The organism is Oceanicella sp. (genome assembly GCF_056449545.1).
The window spans coordinates 26,260-48,544 of the sequence record NZ_JBWOMN010000142.1 but is presented as its reverse complement, the minus strand read 5'-3'; the positions used below and the strand labels follow the sequence as shown (position 1 = coordinate 48,544).

The window sequence follows — 22,285 nt, the reverse complement described above, 5'->3', positions numbered from 1 at the left end:
CCAACGCGCCTGACGCGCCGCGGCTGCCGATTCCGCCGCCGCCGCCGCACGGATGCGCGCGGCCCGGCGCGGCGGAGAATTGCAGATGCCGCGGCGCAGCGCAATCGCGCGCCGCCCCCGCCGGCGCGCGGCGTCGGGCGGGGACGGGACATCGCCCCGGTCGCCGCGCCCTTGGCGCTTGGCGGCGGCGGGCGGCAGGAGTATGACTGCTGGAGTTCGCGTTGCGTCGTTGCGGCGTCGCCCCAGACTCCGGACCGAGGATCCATATTGCCATGCTGTTGAAATGCCCCAACTGCCCCGCTCGCTACGAAGCTCCGGACGAGGCCTTCGGCCCGGAAGGCCGGGTGGTCGAATGCAGCGCCTGCGGCGAACGCTGGCTCCAGCCGGGTCCGCAAACCGCCGCCGCACCGCCCGCCGACGCCGAACCGCGCCCCGAAATGCCCGGCCTCGCCGAGGCTGCGGCGGCGATGGCGGCGCTGCGCGATCCCGAAGGCGGCGAGGCCGACGCGCCCGCCGAGCCGGACCTGTCCGCCGGGCTTCGCGCCCGGCCCGACTCCGAGGCGCCCGCCGGGCAGGCCGCCGGTTCCGACGCGCTGACCGGCGAAATTCTTGACGATCGCGCCCCGTTGACCGCGGCCGCGGATCCCGGCGACCTGTCCGGCGCGCCGGCCGACCAACCCGATGACGGTGACGATGACGATGACGATGACGGTGATCGGGCGCAGGAAGACGGCGCATCGGCGACGGTCACCCATCTGAGCGCGGCCGGCGGCGAAAAGGACGCCGGCGTTCGCATCCCCGGCGCGGTCAACTGGAACGAGACCGACGACAGCGGCGCCGTGCGGCTGCCTGACGCCGAGCGGCTCAACGCCGATCTGCGCGGCGACGCCTTCGTCGAGCCCGCGGCGCCGAGCCGCGGCGGTTTCTGGACCGGGGTGATTCTGGCGCTGGTCATCAGCGGCGCGGCGGCCGGGGTCTACCTGCAGCGCGGCCGCATCGCCGAGGCCGTGCCCGCGGCGGCGCCGGCGCTCGAGTCCTACGGGCGATACGTGGACACGGCGCGTGTCGAGATCGGAATTCTGGCCGAGGACGCGCAGGCGGTCGGCGGCGAATTCTACGACAAGGCGCGCCTGCTGGTCTCCGACCTGCTGGATCCCGCCATCAACGATCCGGACGCCGCCCAGGGAAATTGATTGTTTTCGGACAGGGCGTTCGGGCGACTGACGCGCGCCGCGCCTCGCCCCCACGGGCGCGCATGCCGGAACGCGCGCTGATCGCGAAAGATCAAAATCGGTCGAGCAGCCTGCGCAGGTAGTCCAGCTCAAGCCCCGGGCGGTTGCGGTCGCCCGAGCGGCGGCGGATTTCCTCGAGGATCTCGCGCGCGCGCTTCAGCGCCGCGGCCCCCGGCACATGGGTGTCGGCGCCGTCGAGCATGCCGCTGTTGGCCGTGGCGCGGCCCAGCGGATCGCGCCCGGCGGCGCGCCCGTCCGCGCCGCTGCTGGCGGCGCGGCTGCCCTGCCCCTGCCGCGCCGCCTGGCGCATGGCTTCGCCAAGCTGGCGGGCGCCTTCGCGCAGGTTCTCCATGGCCTCGACCTGATCGTCGAGCGCCGCGCCGGGCGCATCGCGTTCGAGCGCGCCGCGCGCGCCGTCCATGGCCCGATCGGCGTCGCGCAGCGCCTGTTCGCCCTCGGGCGACAGCCCGCCCGGCAAGCCGCCGCGCAGATCCTCCAGCAGCCGGCGCAACGCGTCCTGCTCCCGGGCCATGCGGCGGGTGCCGCCGATTCCGTCGCCGCTGCCGCCCTCGCCCTGCCCAAGGCCGCGCTGGCCCGGCCGCCGCCCCTGGCCGAAAGGCTGCTGACCCTGCTGGCCGCCGGCGCCGGGCTGGCCGCCCTGACCCTGCTGCGGCATGCCCTGCCCGGGCGAGCCCTGGCGGTCGCCCCGCCCCTGCTGCCCCTGCCGCCCCTGCTGCCCCTGCTGACCCTGCTGGCCCCGTTGACCCTGCTGGCCCTGGCGGCGCTGCATTTCGCCAAAGGACCGATCCGCCAGATCCTGCTGCTGGCGCAGCATGTCCTGAAGCTGCTGCAGGGTCTGCTGGCCCTGGCCTTCCTCGCCCTGCTGCCCCTGCCGGCCTTGCGATTGCGCGCTCATGCGCAGGTTCTGCAGCATCCGCTGCAACTGGCGCAGCATCTCCTGCGCGGTCTCGCGCTCGCCGCTCTCGGCCATCTTCTGCATCTCGTCGAGCATGTCCTGCAGATCCTGCGCGTCGAGCTGGCGCCCGCCCTGGGCCTGATCCTGCAGCTGGTCGAGATTCTGCATCGCCTGGCGCGACATTTCCTGCAGGAAATCGTTCATGGCCTGGCGCAATTCATCGGTGAGGCGGGCGATCTCCTCGTTGGAGGCGTCATTCTCCAGCGCCTCGGAGAGGCGTTCCTGCGCCCGGCGCAGGCGTTCGGCGGCGTTGGACAGATCCCCGTCCTCGAGCAGCAGCGCCGCGCGCCACAGCAGTTCGATCACCGATTCGATCTCGGCGGGCACGCGGCCGTCCTGCAGCGCGTAGTCAAGGCGGCGCATGGCGGTGCGCAGGACCAGATAGGGGCGGATGTTGTCGCCGAAGTAATCCTCGGGCCAGGCGGTGACCGCCTTCAGGCGCTGCAGGGCCGGGGCGGCGTTGTCGCGCGACCAGGCCATGGCGCGGCGTTCTTCCACGATGGCCCGGGCCATGGGGTCGTAGAAGGGGCGCATGGGCAGGATCGCCGCCATGGGCGGGCTCGCGCCCTGCTGGCCCAGCGCGTCCTCGGCGAACAGGGTGATGGTGACCGGCAGCCCGGCCCAGGGATGCGCGGTCAGGTCCTGCAACAGGGTCTGCGCGGTCTCGGTGACCGCGCCGGTGAAGGGCAGCGGCAGTTCGATCTCGATCGGCGGATAGGCGTCGGGCGGCGGCGCGGCCTCCGGGTCCAGGCGCGCGAGATCCGGGGTGATGACGGCCCAGGCGGCGGCGACGCCGAAATCGTCGCGCGCGGTGAAGTCGAATTGCAGCGCCGCGTTGCGCGAGGCCCCCGGCGGGCCGTCAAAGCCGATCTCCGGCGGCGCGTCCGGACTGACCGTCAGCCGCCACGAGGCCAGCGGCGCATCGCCGATCGCGATGTCCACGCGCCCCGAGCGCCGCGCCAGCAGACGCAGGTCATAGGCCCCGTCGCCCATGGGCGAAAACGCCGGGCGCGGCGCGTCGGGCCCCGATTCAGGCCCCGATTCAGACCCCGATTCAGGCCCCGATTCAGGCGCGGCGCCGGTCACCGCCTGCGTCAGCGTCGGCGCGACGGGGGCGTTGTAGACCCGCAGGGAGATCACCGACCCCGCAGGCACGGCCACCTCCTGCCCGATGCGTTCGGTGAGATAGATCATCGCCGCGCCGGTATAGGCGGGAGGCGAGGCCCAGGCCTCGACGCTGGGCGCGACGGTCTCGCCCCGCGATCCGGCCAGCCGGGGGGCGAAGGCCTCCTCGAGCCGGGCGCCCCCTGACATGGCGGCGGCAAGGGCGCCGAACACCAGCAGGATCAGCGCCGAGAGCCGCAGCGCCCAGGGATCGCGCGAGGACAGCCGCAGATTGGCGCGCGGCGGCTTCAGACGCAGCGCCTTTTGCGCCATGCGCCGCTGGTGCAGCGCCCAGACCGCGCGCGAGGCCGGATCGGCGGCGCCCACCGCCAGGTCGTCGTCGAGCGCCGCCACCGGCCGGTCGGGCGCCTGCGCGTCGAGCGCGGCGCGCCCCTCGGCCAGCGACGGCGCCCGGAAGCGGCGCAGCGAAACGATGACGGCGGCGATCAGCCCGAAGGCGAAACCGGCGAGCAGCGCCAGATGCAGCCAGATCGGCAGGGTTTCCAGCAGCCCGGTGAGCGCCAGCCCGAGAAACCCCGCGGCGATGCTCCAGACCGGCCAGAAGGCGCGGGTGAGGCGTTCCAGCAGCAGGGCGCGGCGGGCGCGGCGACTGGCGCCGTCGACGGCGGCGCGCGCGGCGGCCAGCGCCGGATCGACCGCGGCGCCATCCTCGACGGGATCCGCGACGTGGGTCCCGGCCGGCGCCCCCAGCGGCGCCCCGCCCGACTCCCCGCCCGAAGCCCGGCTCGAATCCTCGCCCCGGGGCCCGTCAGAGGCCGCGGGATCCAGCGGATCATGGTCGCTCGCATTGGGCATCGGCCTGCCTTTCCGGCCGAATCGCGGGGCGCGCTTCAGGCCATCCATGCGGGGATGGTATCCCGCGCGAGCATTTCGTCAAATGACGGTCTTGCCCGGACCACGGCGAATTGATCGCCCTCGACCAGCACTTCCGGGACCAGGGGCCGGGAATTGTATTCCGACGACATCGCCGCGCCATAGGCCCCGGCGGAGCGGAACGCCGCCAGATCGCCGGGGCGCATCACCGGCAGATCGCGCGCCCTGGCGAAGGCGTCGCCGGATTCGCAGATCGGGCCGACCACGTCCACCGGCCGGCGATCGGTCCCCGGCGCGGGCTCGATCACCGGCAGGATGTCGTGCCAGGCGTCATACATCGCCGGACGGATCAGATCGTTCATGGCGGCGTCGAGAATCAGGAATTCCCGCCCCTCGCCCTGCTTGCGATAGATCACCTCGCTCACCAGCAATCCGGCGTTGCCGGCGATCAGGCGGCCAGGCTCGATCTCGATCTCGCAGCCCAGATCGCCGAGCATCCGCCTGACCAGCGCGCCGTAGTCGAAGGGCAGCGGCGGGGCCTCGTCCGATTTTTCGTATGGGATGCCGAGCCCGCCGCCCAGATCGAGCCGCCGTATGGCGTGGCCGTCGTCGCGCAGCGCCCGGGTCAAATCCGCCATCTTCGCGAACGCCGCCTCGAAGGGCGCAAGATCGGTGAGCTGGGAGCCGATATGCATGTCGACCCCCACCACCTCGATCCCGGCCATCGCGGCGGCCCGGGCATAGACCGCGCGGGCGGCGGCGATGGGCACGCCGAACTTGTTCTCGGATTTTCCGGTGGCGATCTTGGCGTGGGTCCTGGCGTCCACATCCGGGTTGATGCGCAGCGCGATGGGCGCCCGCCGCCCCATGGAGCGGGCGACGGCGTCGAGGGTTTCCAGCTCCTCGGCGCTTTCCACATTGATCTGGCGCACGTCGTTGGCGAGCGCGAAGCGCATCTCGCCCGTCGTCTTGCCGACGCCCGAGAAGACGATCTTCCGCCCCGGGACCCCGACCGCCAGCGCACGGCGGAATTCGCCCTCGGACACCACGTCCATCCCGGCGCCGGCGCGGGCCAGCACCTTCAGCACCGCGAGGTTGGAATTGGCCTTCATGGCGTAGCACACAAGGTGATCCAGACCATCAAGAACTTCGTTGAACAACTTGAAATGTCGTTCCAAAGTTGCGGTTGAGTAGACATAGAACGGAGTGCCGACCGCGCCCGCGATCGCAGGGATCGACACGTCTTCGGCATGCAGCACGCCATTGCGATACAGAAAATAATCCATGCTCAGCCCATCGGTCGGGATCGGAGGAAAAGATACAGCGGCAAGGCGAAGCCGACCCCGACGGCGTAGGTCAGGGGCACGCAGATCAGCGCCAGACGATCCCGGCGCACCAGGCATTCGGACACGATAAACGCGCTGAGCGCAATGGCCGCGACGCCCAGATCCAGCGCCAGCCCGGCCACCGCGTCATTGGCGTTCCAGGCGGCGATCAGGCGGGCGGGCGACCAGGCGTTGTCGGCCAGCCAGCCGATCAGCCGCGCATTCGGCGCAAGCGCCCCGATGACGGCCAGCAGCAGATAGGTCAGTCGCAGTTTCGACATGGCGCGGAGCCCTGGATCTGTGCGCACGAGAAGCGGCGCTGCGACAATCAGCTTGATTCGCTGAACACATCGTCAAGACGGCGCGGGGCCACCTGCCCTTGCGGCGAACGATCCGGCTTCAGGCGCCGCGGCGGGTAGAGGTCGCTGGGCGCGACGCGGCCCGCCGAGGGGATCGCCGGGCGGCGCTCGGGCCGGGCCTCGCCGGACCCGGCGAGGGTGTCGCTGAGCACGGAATCGCGCTGGCGCTCGATCGCCGAAGGCGCGGCGGCCTGCGACGGGCGGATCGGGTCGCCCTTGCGCCCGCAGGCGCCCGCGCCCAGCGCCAAGGCCAGGATCAGCGCAGCGCGCGCCGCGGCCCGCGGGCTCACGACCCCGGCTCCGCGCCCGCCTCAGCGGCGAGCGCCGCGCGCCAGCGCGCGATCTGCGCGCGCACCTGCGCCGGCGCAGTGCCGCCGTAGCTGGCGCGGCTGGCGAGCGAATTCTCCACCCCCAGCACCGCGAACACCCCCGCGGCGATCCCCGCATGCGCGGCCTGCATGTCGGCGAGATCAAGGTCGGGCAGGTCGCAGCCCCTGTCCTCGGCCAGCTTGACGAGCGCGCCGGTGACGTGATGCGCCTCGCGAAACGGCAGGCCCAGTTCACGCACCAGCCAGTCGGCAAGATCGGTGGCGGTGGAAAATCCGGTGGCGGCGGCGGCGCGCAGATTGTCGGCGTTCGGGGTCATGTCCGCGACCATGCCGGTCATCGCCGCCAGCGCCAGCATCAGCGAATCGGCGGCGTCAAACACCTGTTCCTTGTCTTCCTGCATGTCCTTGGAATAGGTCAGCGGCAGCCCCTTCATCACTGTCAGCAGCCCCACCAGCGCGCCGTTGATGCGCCCGCCCTTGGCGCGCACCAGTTCGGCGGCGTCGGGGTTCTTCTTCTGCGGCATGATCGAGGAGCCGGTGGAAAACCGGTCCGACAGGGTGACGAAGCGGAACTGCGCCGAGGACCAGATCACCAGTTCTTCGGCGAAGCGGCTCAGATGCATGGCGCAGATGGCGCTGGCGCTCAGGAATTCCAGCGCGAAATCGCGATCCGCCACCGCATCCAGCGAATTGGCGCAGGGGCGGGCGAAGCCCAGCGCCCGCGCGGTGGCGTCCCGGTCGATGGGGAACGAGGTCCCCGCCAGCGCCGCCGCGCCCAGCGGGCATTCGTTCATCCGCGCCCGGGCGTCGCGAAACCGGCCGCGATCGCGCTCCAGCATTTCCACATAGGCCATCATGTGATGGCCCCAGGTCACCGGCTGGGCCACCTGCAGATGGGTGAATCCCGGCATCGCCAGATCGGCTCCGGCCTCGGCCTGCCCGAGCAGCGCGCCGATCAGCGCCGTCAGCCCCTCGATCGCCGCGTCGGCCTGATCGCGCACCCACATGCGGAAATCCAGCGCCACCTGATCATTGCGCGAGCGCGCGGTGTGCAGCCGCCCGGCGGGTTCGCCGATCAGATCCCGAAGCCGCGCTTCCACATTCATGTGGATGTCCTCGAGCGCGGTCGAGAACGCGAAATCGCCGCTCTCGATCTCTGACAAGATCGTGAGCAGCCCCGCATCGATGGCCGCGCGATCCGCATCCGTGATAATGCCCGTGGCGGACAGCATGCGCGCATGGGCGCGCGACCCGGCGATGTCTTGCGCGGCGAGGCGGCGATCGAAGCCGATCGAGGCGTTGATCGCCTCCATCACCGCGTCGGGCCCGGCGGCGAACCGCCCGCCCCACATGGCGTTGGCGCCGCTTTGGGGGGCGTTGGCGCCGCTTTGGGGGGCGTTGGCATTGCCCCCGGGGCCGCTTGCGCCTTGCGAAACCGCGCCGGGCGTGGTGCTGTCGTCGTTCATCGGGGACCTCGTCCTCCACACCGGCGCCGCCCTGGTCGGCGCCCCATCAGTCAGGAGCCGAAAACATGCGTTTCGCCGCCCTATTCACCGCACTGCTATACGGCGCAGCGGCGCTTTCCGCCACCCCCGCGATGGCCGGCGGCGGCCTCGCAGATCCCACCGATGACGGGCGGGCGGAATTGATGGAGATGCGCGGCGGCGACATGCGCAAGCTGGTCATCCATGAATTCGCCCGCGACCCGGTCACCGCGAATTTCACCAACGCCTCGGGCAACTTCCATGCCTTCGAGGATTTCGCCGGCAAGGTGGTGCTGGTGAATTTCTGGGCCACCTGGTGCCCGCCCTGCCGCAAGGAGATGCCCTCCATCGACCGGCTGCAGGGCGCCATTGGCGGCGACGACATCGAGGTGGTCGCCATCAATGTGGAACGCACCGGGCGCGCCAAGGCCGGCAAGTTCTACAAGAAGCTCGGCATCGAGAACCTGAAGGTCTATGTGGACGAGCGCGGCGACGTGACCCGGGCGATGGGCGTTCTGGGCCTGCCGGTGACCATGATCCTCGATCGCGAGGGCCGCGAGGTCGCCCGCCTGCAGGGCGACGCCGAATGGGACGGGCCGGAGGCGCAGGCGATCCTGCGTCGCATCGCCGAAATGACCGCATCCCCCAGCGGCTGAGTCCCCGTGTGCGCGCGGCCGCAAGCCGCCGCGCCGCGCCGCGCCCGAACAGGGGCTCAACGGCCGGACATCATGCGCGTCAGCACGTTGTCGCGCCAGACGAAATGATGCGCCAGCGCCGCCCCGGCGTGGATCGCCAGCAACGCCGTCAGGCTCAGCGCCAGCCCCAGATGCGCCCGGAGCAGCGCGTCGGTCAGCGCCTGCCCCCCCGGCTGGAACGGATCGGGCAGCGCGATAATTCCGAACGCCGTGTTGGGGATGCCGTAGGCGTCCTGCAGCGGCGAGGCGCTGGCCATCAGCCACCCGGTCACCGGCATCGCCAGCATCAGCGCATACAGCGCCCGGTGGCTCCAGGCCGCGATCCGGTTCTGCAGCGCCGTCGCCGCGGCGGGGGGCGCCGGGCGGCGCGGGTTGGCCGCCCGCCAGGCCAGCCGCAGCAGCGCCAGCGCGAAGGCCGCGACGCCCCAGCTCTTGTGGGTCTGGGTCAGGATGAAACGCGCGGCGAGGTCGCTCTCGGCGTTGACCATGTAGAACCCGAGCCCGAGCAGAAACAGGATCCCCGCCGCCATCGCCCAGTGGATCAGGCGCGAAATCAGGCCCCAGCCGCGCGCATTGTCGCGAAACCGCATGGGCGCCTCAGGGTTTCGCCGGCCGGGCCAGAATGTCGAACGACACCCGCACCCGGTCGCCCACCCTGGCGAACAGCGCCGAGGGCCCGTCGCCGACGCCATAGTCGAGCGGTTCGAAATCCCAGGCGCCGACGGCATGCGCGGCATCGCCGTCAATGACCAGCCGCAGCGGCACCGAGATCGGCAGGGTTTCGCCTTTCAGCGTCAGCTGCCCGGTGGCCATGAAGGCGATGTTCGACGCGGCCTCGCCCAGCTTTTCGGCCAGCCCCGCCCTGCGCACCAGGCGCAGATCGTCGAGCCGGAAGCGCGCCAGCGGATGATTCGCCAGGTCGAACCAGTCCGGCCCCAGCACGAAAGCGTCGCCGATGGGGTTGCCGATGGTCAGCCCGCCGATCTGGATCTCCATCGCGAGGCTGGAGTTCTCGGGGCGCGCCGGATCGAAGATCCCCGCGCCCGAGAACCGCGAGAACCGCCCCTGCCCGGCCACGCCGTTGACCTCGAAATCGAACTGGATGCGGGATTCGGCCCCGACCACGCGCCATTCCCGGGCCCCGGCGGCGGCCCCGGCAACGGCAACGGCGTCGGCGGGCGCGGCCCCGGCAATGGCGGGCGCGGCGATCAGCAGCGCCGCCAGCGCCGGCAGGGCGCGAAGCCTCCGGATGCGGCGCGCAAGGGCGTGCGCGGCGTCGGCGCAGTCGGTCAGGCGCATCTCGTCACCCCTTGGCACGCGCGGTCATGGCGCAGCATACGCCGGAAACGCCCGCAGCGGGACAGTGTCGCCGGTCAAAACTTGTTGAGCGTCCCGCGGCGCGTCGGGCGCCCCCGCGGGCGGCGTTCAGCGCGTCGGCACGGGGGTTTCGCCGCGATAATCGTAAAACCCGCGCCCGGACTTGCGCCCGGTCCAGCCGGCCTCGACGTATTTCACCAGCAGCGGGCAGGCCCGGTACTTGGTGTCGCCGAGCCCGTCATGCAGCACGTTCATGATCGCGAGGCAGGTGTCGAGCCCGATGAAATCCGCCAGCTGCAGCGGCCCCATGGGATGCCCGGCGCCCAGCCGCATGGCCATGTCGATGCTCTCCACCCCGCCGACGCCCTCATAGAGCGTGTAGACCGCCTCGTTGATCATCGGCAGCAGGATGCGGTTGACGATGAAGGCGGGGAAATCCTCGGACGAGGACGCGGTCTTGCCGAGCCGCGCCACCACCTGCTTCAGGGCCTGGTAGGTGGCCTCGTCGGTGGCGATGCCGCGGATCAGCTCCACCAGCTGCATCAGCGGCACCGGGTTCATGAAATGCAGGCCCATGAAGCGTTCGGGCCGGTCGGTGGCCGCCGCCAGCCGGGTGATCGAAATCGACGAGGTGTTGGTGGCGAGGATGGTGTCTTCGCCCAGATGCGGCGCAAGGCTGGCGAAGATCTTCGCCTTCACCGCCTCGTTCTCGACCGCCGATTCGATCACCAGATCGCAGGGGCCGATCGCCGCGACATCCGTGGTCTTGCCCAGCCGCGCCAGCGCCGCCGCCTTGTCGGCCTCGCTGAGCGTGCCGCGCCCGATCTGGCGATCCATGTTCCTGGCGATGCGCGCGAATGCGGCGTCGATCCGGTCCTCGTCGAGATCGTTGAGCAGCACGTCATAGCCCGCCAGCGCGAACACATGCGCGATGCCGTTGCCCATCTGGCCCGCGCCGATCACCCCGACCGTCTGGATCGCCATGCTCCGCTCCCGTTTCCCGTCCCGCCTTCGCGCAGGAACCTACGCCCCGCGCCGGGACGCGGCAAGGCGCATCTGCGCGCAATCCCACGCTCTTAACTCCACATCAAGAGCTTGTCGCCATTGTGCCTGACAACGACTTTCAAACACCAATGCGCGGAGGCTGTCATGAGCCAGCTGAGCCTCGACCAGGCCGTCATCGACTACCAGACCTATCGCTTCGGGCGCCGTCAGCGGCTCTATCGCGGCCCGGCGCCGGATCTGTCGGGGCGCTACGTCGCCTTCGTCGGCTCCGAACAGACTTTCGGCAAATTCGTCGAGACCCCGTATCCCGCGCATGTGGGCAAGGCTCTCGGGGTGAGCGCCTTCAATCTCGGCGTCGACGGCGCGGGGCCGGGGTTCTTCCTCGCCGATCCGGTGGTGCTGGAGGCCTGCTGCCGCGCCGAGGTCTGCGTCATCGAGGTCGGCAGCGCCTGGAACCTGTCGAACCGGCTCTACACCGTGGGGCGGCGCTACAACCGGCGCCTGCGGGCGGTGTCGGACACGCTGCGGGCGCTGTATTCGGACGTGGATTTCGAAAGCTACGACATGATCGGGCGGCTGCTGGAAAACCTCTACCAGCGCGATCCCGACCGCTTCAAGGTGGTGGAGGCGGAGTGCCGCGCCGCCTGGGTGGCGCGCATGCGCCTGCTGCTGGAATCAGTCGAGACCCGCACGCTGCTGCTGTGGTTCTCCGAACGCAGCCCCGACCAGCCCGCCAAGCGCGACAAGCGCAAGGCGCGGGTGAAATTCCCCGACGCGGTGGATCGCGAGGTGCTGGAAAAGATCCGCCCGCTGGCCGACGCCTATGTGGAATGCGTGGCCCGCCCCGGCGGCCCGGCCCCCGGCCCGGCGCGTCAGGTGGCCGAGGCGGCGGGACTCGGGGCCAAGGCCTCGCGCCAGTTCCCCTCGCAATCCATGCACGACGCCGCCGCCGAGGCGCTGGAGCCGGTGCTGAAAGACATGCTGTCCTGAGCGAATCGCAGACCGGCGACGCCCTGGCGGCGCCGATCCATTGCCGGTTCGGCAGGGGCGCCGGGTTTGGGCCTCGGCGTTCGAGATGCGCTCCGCTGCGCCTCAGGGCGAAGCGAGCGCGCATCCGCAACGCCGCCACGACCTTGCGCCCCGCGGGGCCCGGGATCCCGCGACGACACGGGCGCCCTGCGCCGCCTCGATCCGGACAGAGCCCGCCCCCCAATTGAACGCGCCTCGCCGAATCAGGCGTTTGCATTCAAGCCGCCGCGATGCCCTTTTCCGCACCGGCGTCTCTTCGCGCTCGGCGCCCGGAGATGTTCCGAACCGTCGCAGGGCGATGTCAGTGAGGGCGTGACGGCGCCGCCTTTTGCCCGGCCTTGAGCGGTTCGCGCCGCCGGGTCCGGGCCTCTCGACGGGATCGCCATGCCCCTCGTCTCTCCCGGGACCGATCCGGTTCGCCCCCGGGGCTGTCGGATTCCGCCTTTTGTCCTCTCGGCGTTTCAGGCCGCCGCATGGGCCGCGGTCGCAACGGGGGCCCTGCCTGGGCCTTCCATGAACCGGCTCAGCGCTTGAACGGGCGGTCGACCCCCGCCAGAGCGCAACAGGCGGATGCCTTCTTCAGGATCGCGCTGGCCCGGCGAAGGTCACGGCTTTCGCCCTCCAAAGCCTTGAGGCGCGCTTTCTCTGCGTCATGGGGCTCATCCCTTGAGAGTTTCGCGCTCCGGCAAACCCGGGGCGGTTCACATGCGCGCGGCCAGGGGGGGCGCCGGCGCGGGGGCGGCGCATCCGGCATGGCCGGGCTTGCCGAAAGGCCCTGTCAGGGCGACCCGCCGCGCCAATCCCCCCCATGACAAGCCCCGCCCCCATGCGCTAAGACCGGTCTCATGATCCATGACTCGCCACGACTCGCGGTGCTGATCGACGCGGACAACGCCTCGCCCAAGGTGGCCGAGGGGCTGTTTCTGGAAATCGCCAAGCTGGGCGAGGCCTCGGTGCGGCGCATCTACGGCGATTTCTCCAGTCCGCAATTGAAAAGCTGGGCCGATCTGCTGGCGCAATACGCCATCATCCCGCATCAGCAATTCGCCTACACGGTGGGCAAGAATTCCTCCGACATCGCGCTGGTGATCGACGCCATGGACCTGCTGCACAGCGGCCGTTTCGACGGGTTCTGCCTGGTGTCCTCGGACAGCGATTTCACCCGGCTGGCCAGCCGCATCCGCGAACAGGGGGTCGATGTCTACGGATTCGGGCGGCGCACCACGCCGAAGGCGTTTCGCCAGGCCTGCCGACGGTTCTTCTACACCGAGAACCTGATGCCGGCCTCGACCAGCCAGAGCGGCCCCGCGCCGGACTCCAGGACCGATTCGCCCTCGGCCGCCGTGCCGATCATCCGCAAGGCGATCGCCGATCTCGCCGACGAGGACGGCTGGATCGCGCTTGGCGTCGTCGGCAGCCAGCTCAACAACCTGGCCCCGGATTTCGATTCCCGCAGCTATGGCTGCTCGAAACTCAGCGACGTGATCGAAAGATCCGGCGCCTTCGAGATCAAGCGCCTGCCCGGCAGCCACATCCGCATCCGGCTCAAGCAAGAGCCCAGGATCTGAATCCGAATCCGATTTTGACCGCGATCCCGACCCGGGCGCCCGGCGCCGCGCAAACGGAGTTTTCCGCATGATCATCCGCACCGTCCCGACAACCCCGATCGCCGGGCAGAAGCCGGGCACCTCGGGCCTGCGCGCGCGCACCCGCGTCTTCATGCAGCCCGGCTATCTGGAAAATTTCATCCAGTCGGTGTTTGACGCGGTGGGCGGGATCGCGGGCAAGACCCTGACCCTTGGCGGCGACGGGCGCGAATTCAACGCCGCGGCGATCCGGATCATCCTGCGCATGGCCGCCGCCAACGGCGCCGCGCGGGTGATCGTCGGCCAGGGGGGGCTGCTGTCGACCCCGGCGGTGTCGGCGATCATCCGCAGCCGCAAGACCGATGGCGGGCTGATCCTGTCGGCGAGCCACAATCCCGGCGGGCTCGACGGCGATTTCGGCGTCAAGTACAACATCCCCAACGGCGGCCCGGCGCCCCAGGCGATCACCGACGCCATCCATGCCCGCACCGAGACCATCGACGCCTACCGCATCGCCGAGGCGCCGGATCCGGACCTGTCGACGATCGGCGAGGCGCGCATCGGCGAGATGATCGTGGACATCGTCGACCCGGTGGCGATCTATGCCGGGCTGATGCGCGACCTGTTCGATTTCGACGCCATCCGGGCGCTGTTCGCCAGCGGGTTCACGATGAAGTTCGACGCCATGCACGCGGTCACCGGCCCCTATGCGACGGCGATTCTCGAAGGGGATCTGGGCGCGGCGCCGGGCAGCGTGATGAATGCGACGCCGCTGCCGGATTTCGGCGGCGGCCATCCCGACCCCAATCCGGCGCACGCCGCCGGGCTGATGGCGCTGATGATGGGCGCCGAGGCGCCGGATTTCGGCGCCGCCTCGGACGGCGACGGCGATCGCAACATGATCGTCGGGCGCGGCGTCTACGTGACCCCGTCGGACAGCCTGGCCATGCTCGCCGCCAATGCGCATCTGGCCCCGGGCTACGCCGGCGGGCTGAAGGGGGTGGCGCGATCGATGCCCACCAGCCGGGCGGCGGACCGGGTGGCGGCGAGGCTCGGGATCGAGGCGCATGAGACCCCCACCGGCTGGAAGTATTTCGGCAATCTGCTGGACGCGGGGCGGGTGACGATCTGCGGCGAGGAAAGCGCCGGCGCCGGGTCGGATCATCTGCGCGAAAAGGACGGGCTTTGGGCGGTTTTGCTGTGGCTCAACATCCTTGCCGCGCGGCGCGCGTCGGTGGCCGAGATCGCCGCCGCGCATTGGCGCGCCTACGGGCGGGACTACTATTCGCGCCATGATTACGAGGCGCTGGACGCCGCCGCCGCCGCCGCGCTGATGGAGGATCTGCGCGCCCGGCTGGGCGACCTGGCGGGGCGGAGCTTTGCCGGGATGACCGTCACCGCCGCCGATGATTTCGCCTATACGGACCCGGTGGACGGCTCGCGGGCCGAAAAACAGGGCATCCGCCTGCTGTTCGGCGACGACGCGCGCGCCGTGCTGCGCCTGTCGGGCACCGGCACGGCGGGGGCCACGCTGCGGGTGTATCTGGAGCGGTTCGAACCCGATCCGGCGCGCCAGGACGACGACCCCCAGGCCCGGCTCGCCGATCTGGCCGCCGCCGTCGACGCGATCGCCGGAATCGCCGCGCGCACCGGGCGCGAGGCGCCGGACATGCGCACCTGAAGCGGCGTTTCGTTCATCTCCGGAGCGGCATTGAGGCGCTCGCGAGGCGGCGTCCTGAACGCCCCGGGATGAACGGCGCGGGCATGCTGAAAACCCCGGCGTTGCCTTGCTGCATCAGGCGCCGGAGCGTCTTGGCGCGCCCACCCCGCATTAATATCTTCTTCACCATGCATTCAACTTGAATGCGGTTAACGTGCGTGCTCCCGTAGCCTTGCTCTCGGTCGAAATGCCGCAGGACGGGGCACGCGCGACCGTTCGCCACGCCGTCGGCGCCTTGGCGAGAGACCGGGCGCGCGCAGTTTGGACCGGAGTAGCCGGTTCGGGAATGGTGCGTATCGGTGTTGAAGTCTGCTTTCTTCAGGGTGTGCAGGGCCTTTCTTGACGATGCCGGTTCGGCCACGATCGAATTCGTCGTGGCGGTGCCGCTGCTGGTCGGAATGGCCACAGTCGGGTCGGAACTCGGCGGCGCCTTGCGGGTCAACGCCGTGATGGAGAGCGCCGTGCGCGACGCGGCGCGAATCCTCTCGATCACGCCTCGCGACCCCCAGGGCGACCTGCTCGCCGCCGGCGTCGACCGCGCTTTCGCGCTGGTCGCCGAACGGCTGCGCGAGTCCGGCGGCGACGTCACGCTCGCGCCGGTGTCGGGCCCTGATCTGATCTGCGCCGATGGAGGGTCGCCCTGTCTGCGCCTGACGGCGGTGCCCGGCAGCCGCGCGGTGTTCGGGCGCGACCGCTACCAGGTCACGGTGCTGGCCGCGGTCAAGGTCGGCGTGCCGCTGCTGATGATCTTCAGCGACAACGTGGTGCGCCGCGAGATGGATTCGGTGGTGATGTACGCCGAAAGCTCGCAGTTGCTGTTCGACTGATGGGCGCGCGCATCGCATATCCGCCGCAACCCGCAGCCCGGCGCCGCGCCGCGTTCCTGCGCGACGACAGCGGCGCCGCCACGGTGGAATTCGTGCTCGTCTTCGTGCCGCTGGTCGCCATGATGCTGTTCGTGGTGCAGGTGGCGATGTCGTATTTCTTTCTGATCTCGGCCTCCAACGCCGCCAGTCGCGGGGTGCGCGCGGCGGCGATCCTCGCCCCCGCCCATTGCGCGGCGCTGCGCAATTCCGAAGGCCAGCCGATCTACGAACTGGACGAGACCCGGTTCCTCGCCCTGCCCGAAACGCCGGCGGAACGCTACTGCCTGAATTCGCCGAGCCCCTGCCTGCCGCTGGCGCAGACCAGCTGGACATGTTCCAGCGACGGGGCCGGCGGCGATTGCGACGCCGCGGTGCTGGCCTCGGTGCGCGCCGCCATGCAGGGCGCCGGGGTCGATTCGGACAGCATCGAGATCACCTACGAGGACAGCCGCCTGGGCGAGGTCGGCGGGCGCGTCGTGCCGCTGATCACCGTGCGGGTGGCGCGGCATGACTTTTCGCTGCGCTCGCTGTTCTGGCGTCCCTCGGCGCAGCCGCCGCGGGTCTCCGCCTCGATGATCGGCGAGAGCATGGGGCTGGGCCGGGCGCGCCAGAAGACATGTTCGTGAGCGCCCCCTGCGCCGCCGCCCCCCTCGCCGCGCATCCGCGCGCCGGGCGCCTGTGGCGGCGCGCCCGCGCCCGGCTGCGGGATTTCGGGCAGGACGCCGAGGGCGCGGTGCTGGTGTCGATCATCATCTATTCGGCTGCGCTGCTGGCCATGCTGGGGCTGGTGGTCGATGTGGGGCGCACCTATGCCGAACAGGCGCGCATGCAATCCTATCTCGACAGCGTCGCCATCGCCGCCGCCGCCGAACTGGACGGCCAGCCCGATGCGCTGGATCGCGCCGCCTGGATCATCTCCAACGGCGTCATCGCCAAATCAACGGTGTTTTCCAGCGACGCCGACGCCTTCGCGATCAAGGATGTCTTCTTCCTGTCCGGGCCGCCGCGGGGCCCCCGGCGCGGCAAGACCGCGAACAGCCTGCGCGGGCTGATCACCGACGACCCGACCAAGGCGACGCATGTGCTGGTCACCGCGGTCGAAAGTTCGGTGCGCTGGTCGTTCCTGCGCCTGCTTTCCAGCGCCGAGGACTACAACGCCGGCTTCAAGATCGGGGCCTGGGCGGCGGCGCGGCCCATGCGCGGGCCCGAATGCATGACCCCGCTGCTGGCCGTCATCGCCCCCGACGGCGCCAGCAAGGCGGATCTCGGCGCGCCGGGGCGGCAGCTGCGGCTCAGCAAGGGCCTGGACGGGCAGTGGCAATCGGGCGAATACGCGCTGATCAGCGATCTGCAGGACGACGCCGCGGGCGCCTGCAGCGGCTATTTCGGGGCCAACCGCGCCGCCTGCCTGCTGGCCATCGACAGCCATGAAAGCGCCTGCAAGCCCAGCGTGGACATCATGGCGGGCGAGGACGTGGACGTGGCCGCGGGGCTGAACACGCGCTTTGACATCTGGGCGGAATCGGTGGCCGGGCTGCAGGCCAATCCCGGGGCCTCGTCGGACATGAACGTCATTTCCGGGGATATCTACAGCTGCGTTGCGCCCGATTACGGCAAGGTCAGCTCCTCCATGGGCCTGCCGGTGGACGATTGTTTCGACAGCGACGCCTGCGGGGCGCTGTCGGGCCCCATGGCCCCGGGGCGGATCGACCTCTACTGGCGCAAGACCCATGGCGGCCCCCCGCCCCCGGGGCTGGCCACGCGCGCCGACGTCTACCGGCTGGAAACCGCGATGGGGCGGCTGGACCCGCTCGGGGCCGAGGATTCGACGCGCAATCTCTGCAACCCGACGACCAGCGCCAAGGAGGATCGCCGGGTGTTCCAGGTGGCGATCGTCGATCGCGCCGGCCTGCAGGGGCGCGAAAAGCGCGACGTGCCGGTGAAATACTACGCCGACGTGCTGCTGACCAACCCGGTGCGGCGCGAGGATGATTTCGTCATCGGCTTCGACGACCGGCGCGACGGGCGCTGGATGGCGGCGGGCGACGTGCTGTCCGACGCCAGCCCCTACGCCGATGTCGGGGTGGCGCGGATCGCGGTCAAGCCGTCGACCCGCGCCGGCGGCGGCCACGCCGCGGCGAACTATGACGACGCAAGCGGCGACGCGGGCGACGACGGGGCCGTCGGCGAGGACAACGCCGGGTCGCGCAACCTGCCCATGCTGTTTGACGCCGCCAACCCCACCGGGGGCGCCGACGACCCGCTGGCGCACACCACCTTCGGCAACGTGCTGATCGTGTCCGCAAGCGCCGACCCCGCCGCGCCGGTCCCCGAGGCGCGCGGCGGCTGGCTGATCTTCGGGTTCAGCGAACCCACCGAGGTGAAATCGCTGCGGGTGCTGGGCAGCGAGCTTGGCGGGGTGATCCGCCTTTACGCGAGCGATATCGACGATCCCGTCGGCGAATGGCTGACCGTCGAGGACGGGCTCGCCCGCCAGCATGGCGGCGACGGGCTGGACCACGACCCGCGCGAAACGCGCCACGTGGCGATCCCGCTGCTGGAGCGCAGCCAGAGCGTCACCCTGGCCATCGACGAGCCCGACGTGCTGAGCATGGCGATCTTTCTGCCCGGACGCGGCGCCGTGGACGACGTGACCATCGCCAACAGCCGCGCCGCGCCGGCGCGCGACGACGAGATCCTGCTGGAGATGATCGGAATCATCGAACCGGGCCCGGTGGCGCTGACCTCCTACCCGGTGCTGTCGGACTGAGGCCGCGGGCCTCGGACCCGATGCCCGCCTCCCCTGACATGCGGATTCAGATTTCCTTTTGCAAAATTTTGTCCCAGAGTATTTTCGGGCTCCAAGAAAAAGCCGGTTCAACGGATTCGAGCACGCGCCGCGCAATCCCGCACGGCGCCCCAGAGTTTTCAGGGAGGAAACACATGCGCACCGCCAAAACCGACCGCAGGTCCGCGCGGCTTCTGAAATCCGCCGCCATGGCGACCGCCGTCGCCGCCATCGGCGCCGCCGGGCTCGGCGTCTCCGCCGCCTCGGCCGCCGAATACAACCTGCGCATCCAGACCCATTACGCGCCGGAAACCGTGTCGGGCAAGCTTGCCGCGCAGTTCGTGGACGACGTGCAGGTGATGTCCAACGGCCGCCTGGGGATCGAAATGTTCTATTCGTCCTCGGTGGTGAAATCGGTGGAGACCTTCGACGCCGCCGCCTCGGGCATTCTCGACTGCGACATGACCGGCGGCGGCTACCAGACCGGCAAGAACCCGGCCTTCCAGTTCGTCGGCGACATCATGGGCGGCTACGACACCCCATGGCAGCAATACGCCTGGCTTTACAACGGCGGCTTCGAGGCGGCCGACAAGCTGTACGGCGAATACAACATGAAGCTGATCGGCTGGTGGATCTACGGGCAGGAAAGCCTGGTGTCGACCCGCCCGATCGCCGGGCCCAAGGACCTGGTGAACTGGAAGTTCCGTTCGCCCCCGGGGCTGGAGACCGAGATCTTCGCCGCCATGGGCGCCAGCCCCATCGTGATGGATTTCACCGAGATCTTCACCGCGCTGGAGACCGGCATCATCGACGGCGCCGACGCCTCGGGGCTGGCCAACAATGTCGGGCTGGGGCTGTATGATCTGGGCAAATACACCAACTATCCCGGGTTCCATTCCATGCCCTCGGACCATCTGGCCTGCCGCATCGACGCCTGGGAGGGCCTGCCCGCCGACATCCAGCGGGTGATGGACGTGGCCATGCAGAAGCTCGCCTTCCAGACCGCGCTGACCTTCGAGATCAAGAACAACGAGGCCGCCGCGAAGCTGCGCCAAGAGGGCGTCACGCTGTATGACTGGAGCCAGGAGGACCGCGACGCGTTCCGCGCCGCCGCGCAGGCGTCCTGGCAGGGCTGGGCCGACAAGACCCCTGAAGCAAGGGCGCTGGTCGACAGCCACATGGCCTTTCTCAAGAAGCTCGGCCTGGCGAAGTAATCCGCCCGTCTGAGGACAATGGCGACGGGCCCCCGCGCGGGGGCCCGTCATCGCTGCGGCCTGCGTTTCGCGCCCGAAACCGGCCCGCCGCCCGATGCGCAGCGCCGCCATGCGCCGCGCCGCCCCCCGCGCAAGCCCGGAGCCGCCGCCATGCATGAACATGAAATCACCGGATTTTTCGACTGGGTCAGCATCGTCGCCGGCCGCCTGGCCATGATCCTGATCTCGGTGATCGTCAGCGTCATGTTCTACGAGGTGGTGGTGCGCTACGTGTTCGAGGCGCCCACGCTCTGGGCCAACGAACTGTCGCTGTGGCTGGCGGGCATGGTGTTCCTGCTGTCCGGGCTCTACGCCATGCAGCAGCGCAGCCATATCCGCATCTACATTCTCTACGACATGATGCCGCGCTGGCTGCAGCGCGTCGCCGATCTGGTGTCCACCGCGCTGATCTGCCTGTTTTCCGCCGCCATCCTGTATGGCGGCTGGAACGAGGCGCGCGACAAGCTGCTGCGCTGGGAAACCTTCGGCACCGCCTTCGATCCGCCGATCCCGGCGACCATGAAGCCGCTGGTGCTGCTGGTGGTGACGCTGGTGGCGGTGCAGGCGGTGTCAAACCTGATCCAGGACTGGGGCAAGGAAAAGCAGATCCACACCCCCGCCGACGACATCGACGAACTGGACGTCTGAACCGCGCGCCACGCCCGACCCGCCAGACAAGCCCGCCAGACAAGCCCGCCAGACATGGGCGACGAGGAACGCCATGGATATCGGAACCATCTCGCTCATCCTGCTGGTCGGCATGCTGGCGCTGCTGGCGATCGGCATGCCGCTGGGTCTGGCCTCGGGGGCGCTGGCGGTGCTGACGCTGGTGCTGAAATTCGGCCCGGACCTGCTGTTCGGACGCCCCGGCACCGGGCCGCTGAACATCCTCGCCCAGCGCATCTACGGGCTGATGACCGATTACGTGCTGATCTCGGTGCCATTGTTCATATTCATGGCCGCCTTGCTGGAGCGATCGGGAATCGCGCGGGACATGTACGCCTCGCTCAACATCTGGCTGAGCCGCACGCGGGGCGGCATCGCCATCGTCACCTCGATCATGGCGGTGATCATGGCCGCCATGTCCGGGATCATCGGCGGCGAGGTGGTGCTGCTGGGGCTGATCGCGCTGCCCCAGATGCTGCGCCTCGGCTACAATCAGAATCTGGCCATCGGCACCATCTGCGCCAGCGGTTCGCTGGGCACCATGATCCCGCCCTCGATCGTGCTGATCTTCTACGGGCTGATCACCGAAAGCTCGATCAAGGCGCTGTTCACCGCCGCCTTCCTGCCCGGCTTCATGCTGGCGAGCTTCTTCATCGTCTACATCATCGTGCGCACCCAGCTGCACCCCGAGGACGCGCCCCTGCCCCCCGAGGACGCCGACGATCCCGCGGGCGGCGCCAAGGCGGTGCTGTTCGGCGCGCTGATGCTGATCTTCGGCGGCGGGATCGCGGCGCTGCTGCTGCTGCGCGCCGTCGTCATCAACCTGATGGACCAGGCGGTGCGCCCCGAGGGCGAGACCCCGCTGAAACTGGTGGCCCCCATGGACATGGCGGTGCTGGCCGGGGTGGCGGTCGCCTGCGCGGCGCTGCTGTTCTTCGCCATCGGCCATGATCGCCGCCGGCTGGCCTGGACCATGGGCAAGGGGCTGGTGGCGCCGACGGTGGTGATCGGCGTGGTGCTCGGGTCGATCTACGGCGGCATCACCGGCATCACCGAAGCCGCGGGCATGGGCGTGGTGGCGGTGATCGTGCTGTCGGCCTTCCGGCGCGAGCTGAGCTTCTCGCTGATCTACGATTCGCTGCTGCGCACGGTGAAATCCACCGGCACCATCATCTGGGTGACCATCGGCGCCACCGCGCTGGCCGGGGCCTACACCATCGCCGGCGGGCCGACCTATGTCGCCAACCTGATCATCGGCGCCGAATTGCCGAGCATGGGCGTCATCCTGGTGATGATGCTGATCTTCCTGTTCATGGGCGCCTTCATGGACTGGGTCGGCATCGTGCTGCTGGTGATGCCGGTGTTCCTGCCCATCGTCACCCGCCTGCCGGTCGCCGATATCGGCGTGTTCGGCGAGATCCCCGCCAGCTTCGTGCCGATCTGGTTCGGGGTGGTGTTCAGCATGAACATGCAGGTCAGCTTCCTGTCGCCGCCTTTCGGCCCGGCGGCCTTCTACCTGAAATCCGTGGCCCCGCCGCATATCTCGCTGACCGACATCTTCCGCGGCTTCCTGCCTTTCATCGGCATCCAGCTGCTGGCGCTGTCAGTGCTGCTGATCTGGCCTGGCCTCACCCATGTTTTCTTTGACTAGGGCGTT

The 22,285-nt window shown here is 69.9% G+C and carries 19 protein-coding genes; 11 read left to right on the top strand and 8 right to left on the bottom strand.

Going from position 1 to position 22,285, the window contains the following annotated elements; genetic code table 11:
* Window positions 1-272 precede the first annotated feature (272 nt).
* A complete protein-coding gene (locus AC1HC7_RS18255) occupies window positions 273-1,193 on the top strand; it encodes a zinc-ribbon domain-containing protein (protein WP_479499289.1) in 921 nt (306 codons plus the stop codon).
* Between the two features lie 91 nt (window positions 1,194-1,284).
* Here the strand turns inward: AC1HC7_RS18255 and AC1HC7_RS18250 are convergent, their stop codons facing one another.
* The 5 genes from AC1HC7_RS18250 to argH are packed head-to-tail and all read right to left on the bottom strand — an operon-like array spanning window position 1,285 to window position 7,571.
* The gene (locus AC1HC7_RS18250) at window positions 1,285-4,188 is read right to left on the bottom strand and encodes a TIGR02302 family protein (RefSeq protein WP_479499288.1); all 2,904 of its coding nucleotides are present in this window, start codon (window positions 4,186-4,188) and stop codon (window positions 1,285-1,287) included.
* A 35-nt stretch (window positions 4,189-4,223) separates the two neighbouring features.
* A complete protein-coding gene (gene lysA, locus AC1HC7_RS18245; RefSeq protein ID WP_479498417.1) occupies window positions 4,224-5,492 on the bottom strand; it encodes a diaminopimelate decarboxylase in 1,269 nt (422 codons plus the stop codon).
* Between the two features lie 2 nt (window positions 5,493-5,494).
* Window positions 5,495-5,812, bottom strand: a complete 318-nt coding sequence (locus tag AC1HC7_RS18240) for a DUF2834 domain-containing protein (RefSeq protein WP_479498416.1) — start codon at window positions 5,810-5,812, stop codon at window positions 5,495-5,497.
* A gap of 47 nt (window positions 5,813-5,859) precedes the next feature.
* Entirely contained in the window at window positions 5,860-6,180 is a 321-nt protein-coding gene (locus AC1HC7_RS18235) for a hypothetical protein (protein WP_479498415.1), read from the bottom strand.
* On the bottom strand, window positions 6,177-7,571 hold the full coding sequence (argH, locus tag AC1HC7_RS18230) for an argininosuccinate lyase (protein ID WP_479498435.1): 1,395 nt from the start codon (window positions 7,569-7,571) through the stop codon (window positions 6,177-6,179). Before argH ends, AC1HC7_RS18235 begins: the two co-directional genes overlap by 4 nt.
* 179 nt (window positions 7,572-7,750) lie before the next feature.
* On the opposite strand from argH, the gene AC1HC7_RS18225 reads away from it, so the two are divergent.
* Complete coding sequence (locus AC1HC7_RS18225) at window positions 7,751-8,359, top strand: TlpA disulfide reductase family protein (protein ID WP_479498414.1); 609 nt, start codon at window positions 7,751-7,753, stop codon at window positions 8,357-8,359.
* 56 nt (window positions 8,360-8,415) lie between these two features.
* Here the strand turns inward: AC1HC7_RS18225 and AC1HC7_RS18220 are convergent, their stop codons facing one another.
* From AC1HC7_RS18220 to AC1HC7_RS18210, 3 genes are all read right to left on the bottom strand, one after another.
* Entirely contained in the window at window positions 8,416-8,988 is a 573-nt protein-coding gene (locus AC1HC7_RS18220; RefSeq protein WP_479498413.1) for a cytochrome b, read from the bottom strand.
* Between the two features lie 7 nt (window positions 8,989-8,995).
* Window positions 8,996-9,697, bottom strand: a complete 702-nt coding sequence (locus tag AC1HC7_RS18215) for a YceI family protein (protein ID WP_479499287.1) — start codon at window positions 9,695-9,697, stop codon at window positions 8,996-8,998.
* A 126-nt stretch (window positions 9,698-9,823) separates the two neighbouring features.
* Window positions 9,824-10,699 (bottom strand): 3-hydroxybutyryl-CoA dehydrogenase, encoded by an 876-nt coding sequence (locus tag AC1HC7_RS18210; RefSeq protein ID WP_479498411.1) that lies wholly within the window; start codon window positions 10,697-10,699, stop codon window positions 9,824-9,826.
* Window positions 10,700-10,864: 165 nt separating this feature from the next.
* Between AC1HC7_RS18210 and AC1HC7_RS18205 the strand changes: the two genes are divergently transcribed.
* The 9 genes from AC1HC7_RS18205 to AC1HC7_RS18165 all read left to right on the top strand — a co-directional run bounded on the left by AC1HC7_RS18205 (window position 10,865) and on the right by AC1HC7_RS18165 (window position 22,279).
* The gene (locus AC1HC7_RS18205) at window positions 10,865-11,710 is read left to right on the top strand and encodes a DUF6473 family protein (RefSeq protein ID WP_479498410.1); all 846 of its coding nucleotides are present in this window, start codon (window positions 10,865-10,867) and stop codon (window positions 11,708-11,710) included.
* Between the two features lie 884 nt (window positions 11,711-12,594).
* Window positions 12,595-13,317, top strand: a complete 723-nt coding sequence (locus tag AC1HC7_RS18200) for an NYN domain-containing protein (RefSeq protein WP_479498409.1) — start codon at window positions 12,595-12,597, stop codon at window positions 13,315-13,317.
* A gap of 67 nt (window positions 13,318-13,384) precedes the next feature.
* On the top strand, window positions 13,385-15,016 hold the full coding sequence (locus tag AC1HC7_RS18195; protein ID WP_479498408.1) for an alpha-D-glucose phosphate-specific phosphoglucomutase: 1,632 nt from the start codon (window positions 13,385-13,387) through the stop codon (window positions 15,014-15,016).
* 338 nt (window positions 15,017-15,354) lie between these two features.
* Window positions 15,355-15,882: a TadE/TadG family type IV pilus assembly protein gene (locus AC1HC7_RS18190; protein WP_479498407.1), complete on the top strand. Its 528-nt coding sequence runs from the start codon at window positions 15,355-15,357 to the stop codon at window positions 15,880-15,882.
* On the top strand, window positions 15,882-16,547 hold the full coding sequence (locus AC1HC7_RS18185; protein WP_479498406.1) for a TadE/TadG family type IV pilus assembly protein: 666 nt from the start codon (window positions 15,882-15,884) through the stop codon (window positions 16,545-16,547). Before AC1HC7_RS18190 ends, AC1HC7_RS18185 begins: the two co-directional genes overlap by 1 nt.
* Window positions 16,544-18,691, top strand: a complete 2,148-nt coding sequence (locus AC1HC7_RS18180; protein WP_479498405.1) for a TadE/TadG family type IV pilus assembly protein — start codon at window positions 16,544-16,546, stop codon at window positions 18,689-18,691. Before AC1HC7_RS18185 ends, AC1HC7_RS18180 begins: the two co-directional genes overlap by 4 nt.
* Window positions 18,692-18,864: 173 nt before the next feature.
* Window positions 18,865-19,923 (top strand): TRAP transporter substrate-binding protein, encoded by a 1,059-nt coding sequence (locus tag AC1HC7_RS18175; protein ID WP_479498404.1) that lies wholly within the window; start codon window positions 18,865-18,867, stop codon window positions 19,921-19,923.
* A gap of 150 nt (window positions 19,924-20,073) precedes the next feature.
* Window positions 20,074-20,610, top strand: a complete 537-nt coding sequence (locus tag AC1HC7_RS18170; RefSeq protein ID WP_479498403.1) for a TRAP transporter small permease subunit — start codon at window positions 20,074-20,076, stop codon at window positions 20,608-20,610.
* Window positions 20,611-20,683: 73 nt separating this feature from the next.
* The gene (locus AC1HC7_RS18165) at window positions 20,684-22,279 is read left to right on the top strand and encodes a TRAP transporter large permease (protein WP_479498402.1); all 1,596 of its coding nucleotides are present in this window, start codon (window positions 20,684-20,686) and stop codon (window positions 22,277-22,279) included.
* Window positions 22,280-22,285 lie beyond the last annotated feature (6 nt).

Coding starts and splice junctions, on each gene's coding strand:
- AC1HC7_RS18250 (WP_479499288.1), bottom strand. CDS start 4,188: ATGCCCAATGCGAGCGACCATGATCCGCTGGATCCCGCGGCCTCTGAC.
- AC1HC7_RS18185 (WP_479498406.1), top strand. CDS start 15,882: ATGGGCGCGCGCATCGCATATCCGCCGCAACCCGCAGCCCGGCGCCGC.
- AC1HC7_RS18200 (WP_479498409.1), top strand. CDS start 12,595: ATGATCCATGACTCGCCACGACTCGCGGTGCTGATCGACGCGGACAAC.
- AC1HC7_RS18210 (WP_479498411.1), bottom strand. CDS start 10,699: ATGGCGATCCAGACGGTCGGGGTGATCGGCGCGGGCCAGATGGGCAAC.
- AC1HC7_RS18225 (WP_479498414.1), top strand. CDS start 7,751: ATGCGTTTCGCCGCCCTATTCACCGCACTGCTATACGGCGCAGCGGCG.
- argH (WP_479498435.1), bottom strand. CDS start 7,571: ATGTGGGGCGGGCGGTTCGCCGCCGGGCCCGACGCGGTGATGGAGGCG.
- AC1HC7_RS18220 (WP_479498413.1), bottom strand. CDS start 8,988: ATGCGGTTTCGCGACAATGCGCGCGGCTGGGGCCTGATTTCGCGCCTG.
- AC1HC7_RS18170 (WP_479498403.1), top strand. CDS start 20,074: ATGCATGAACATGAAATCACCGGATTTTTCGACTGGGTCAGCATCGTC.
- AC1HC7_RS18215 (WP_479499287.1), bottom strand. CDS start 9,697: ATGCGCCTGACCGACTGCGCCGACGCCGCGCACGCCCTTGCGCGCCGC.
- AC1HC7_RS18205 (WP_479498410.1), top strand. CDS start 10,865: ATGAGCCAGCTGAGCCTCGACCAGGCCGTCATCGACTACCAGACCTAT.
- AC1HC7_RS18195 (WP_479498408.1), top strand. CDS start 13,385: ATGATCATCCGCACCGTCCCGACAACCCCGATCGCCGGGCAGAAGCCG.
- AC1HC7_RS18255 (WP_479499289.1), top strand. CDS start 273: ATGCTGTTGAAATGCCCCAACTGCCCCGCTCGCTACGAAGCTCCGGAC.
- AC1HC7_RS18165 (WP_479498402.1), top strand. CDS start 20,684: ATGGATATCGGAACCATCTCGCTCATCCTGCTGGTCGGCATGCTGGCG.
- lysA (WP_479498417.1), bottom strand. CDS start 5,492: ATGGATTATTTTCTGTATCGCAATGGCGTGCTGCATGCCGAAGACGTG.
- AC1HC7_RS18240 (WP_479498416.1), bottom strand. CDS start 5,812: ATGTCGAAACTGCGACTGACCTATCTGCTGCTGGCCGTCATCGGGGCG.
- AC1HC7_RS18175 (WP_479498404.1), top strand. CDS start 18,865: ATGCGCACCGCCAAAACCGACCGCAGGTCCGCGCGGCTTCTGAAATCC.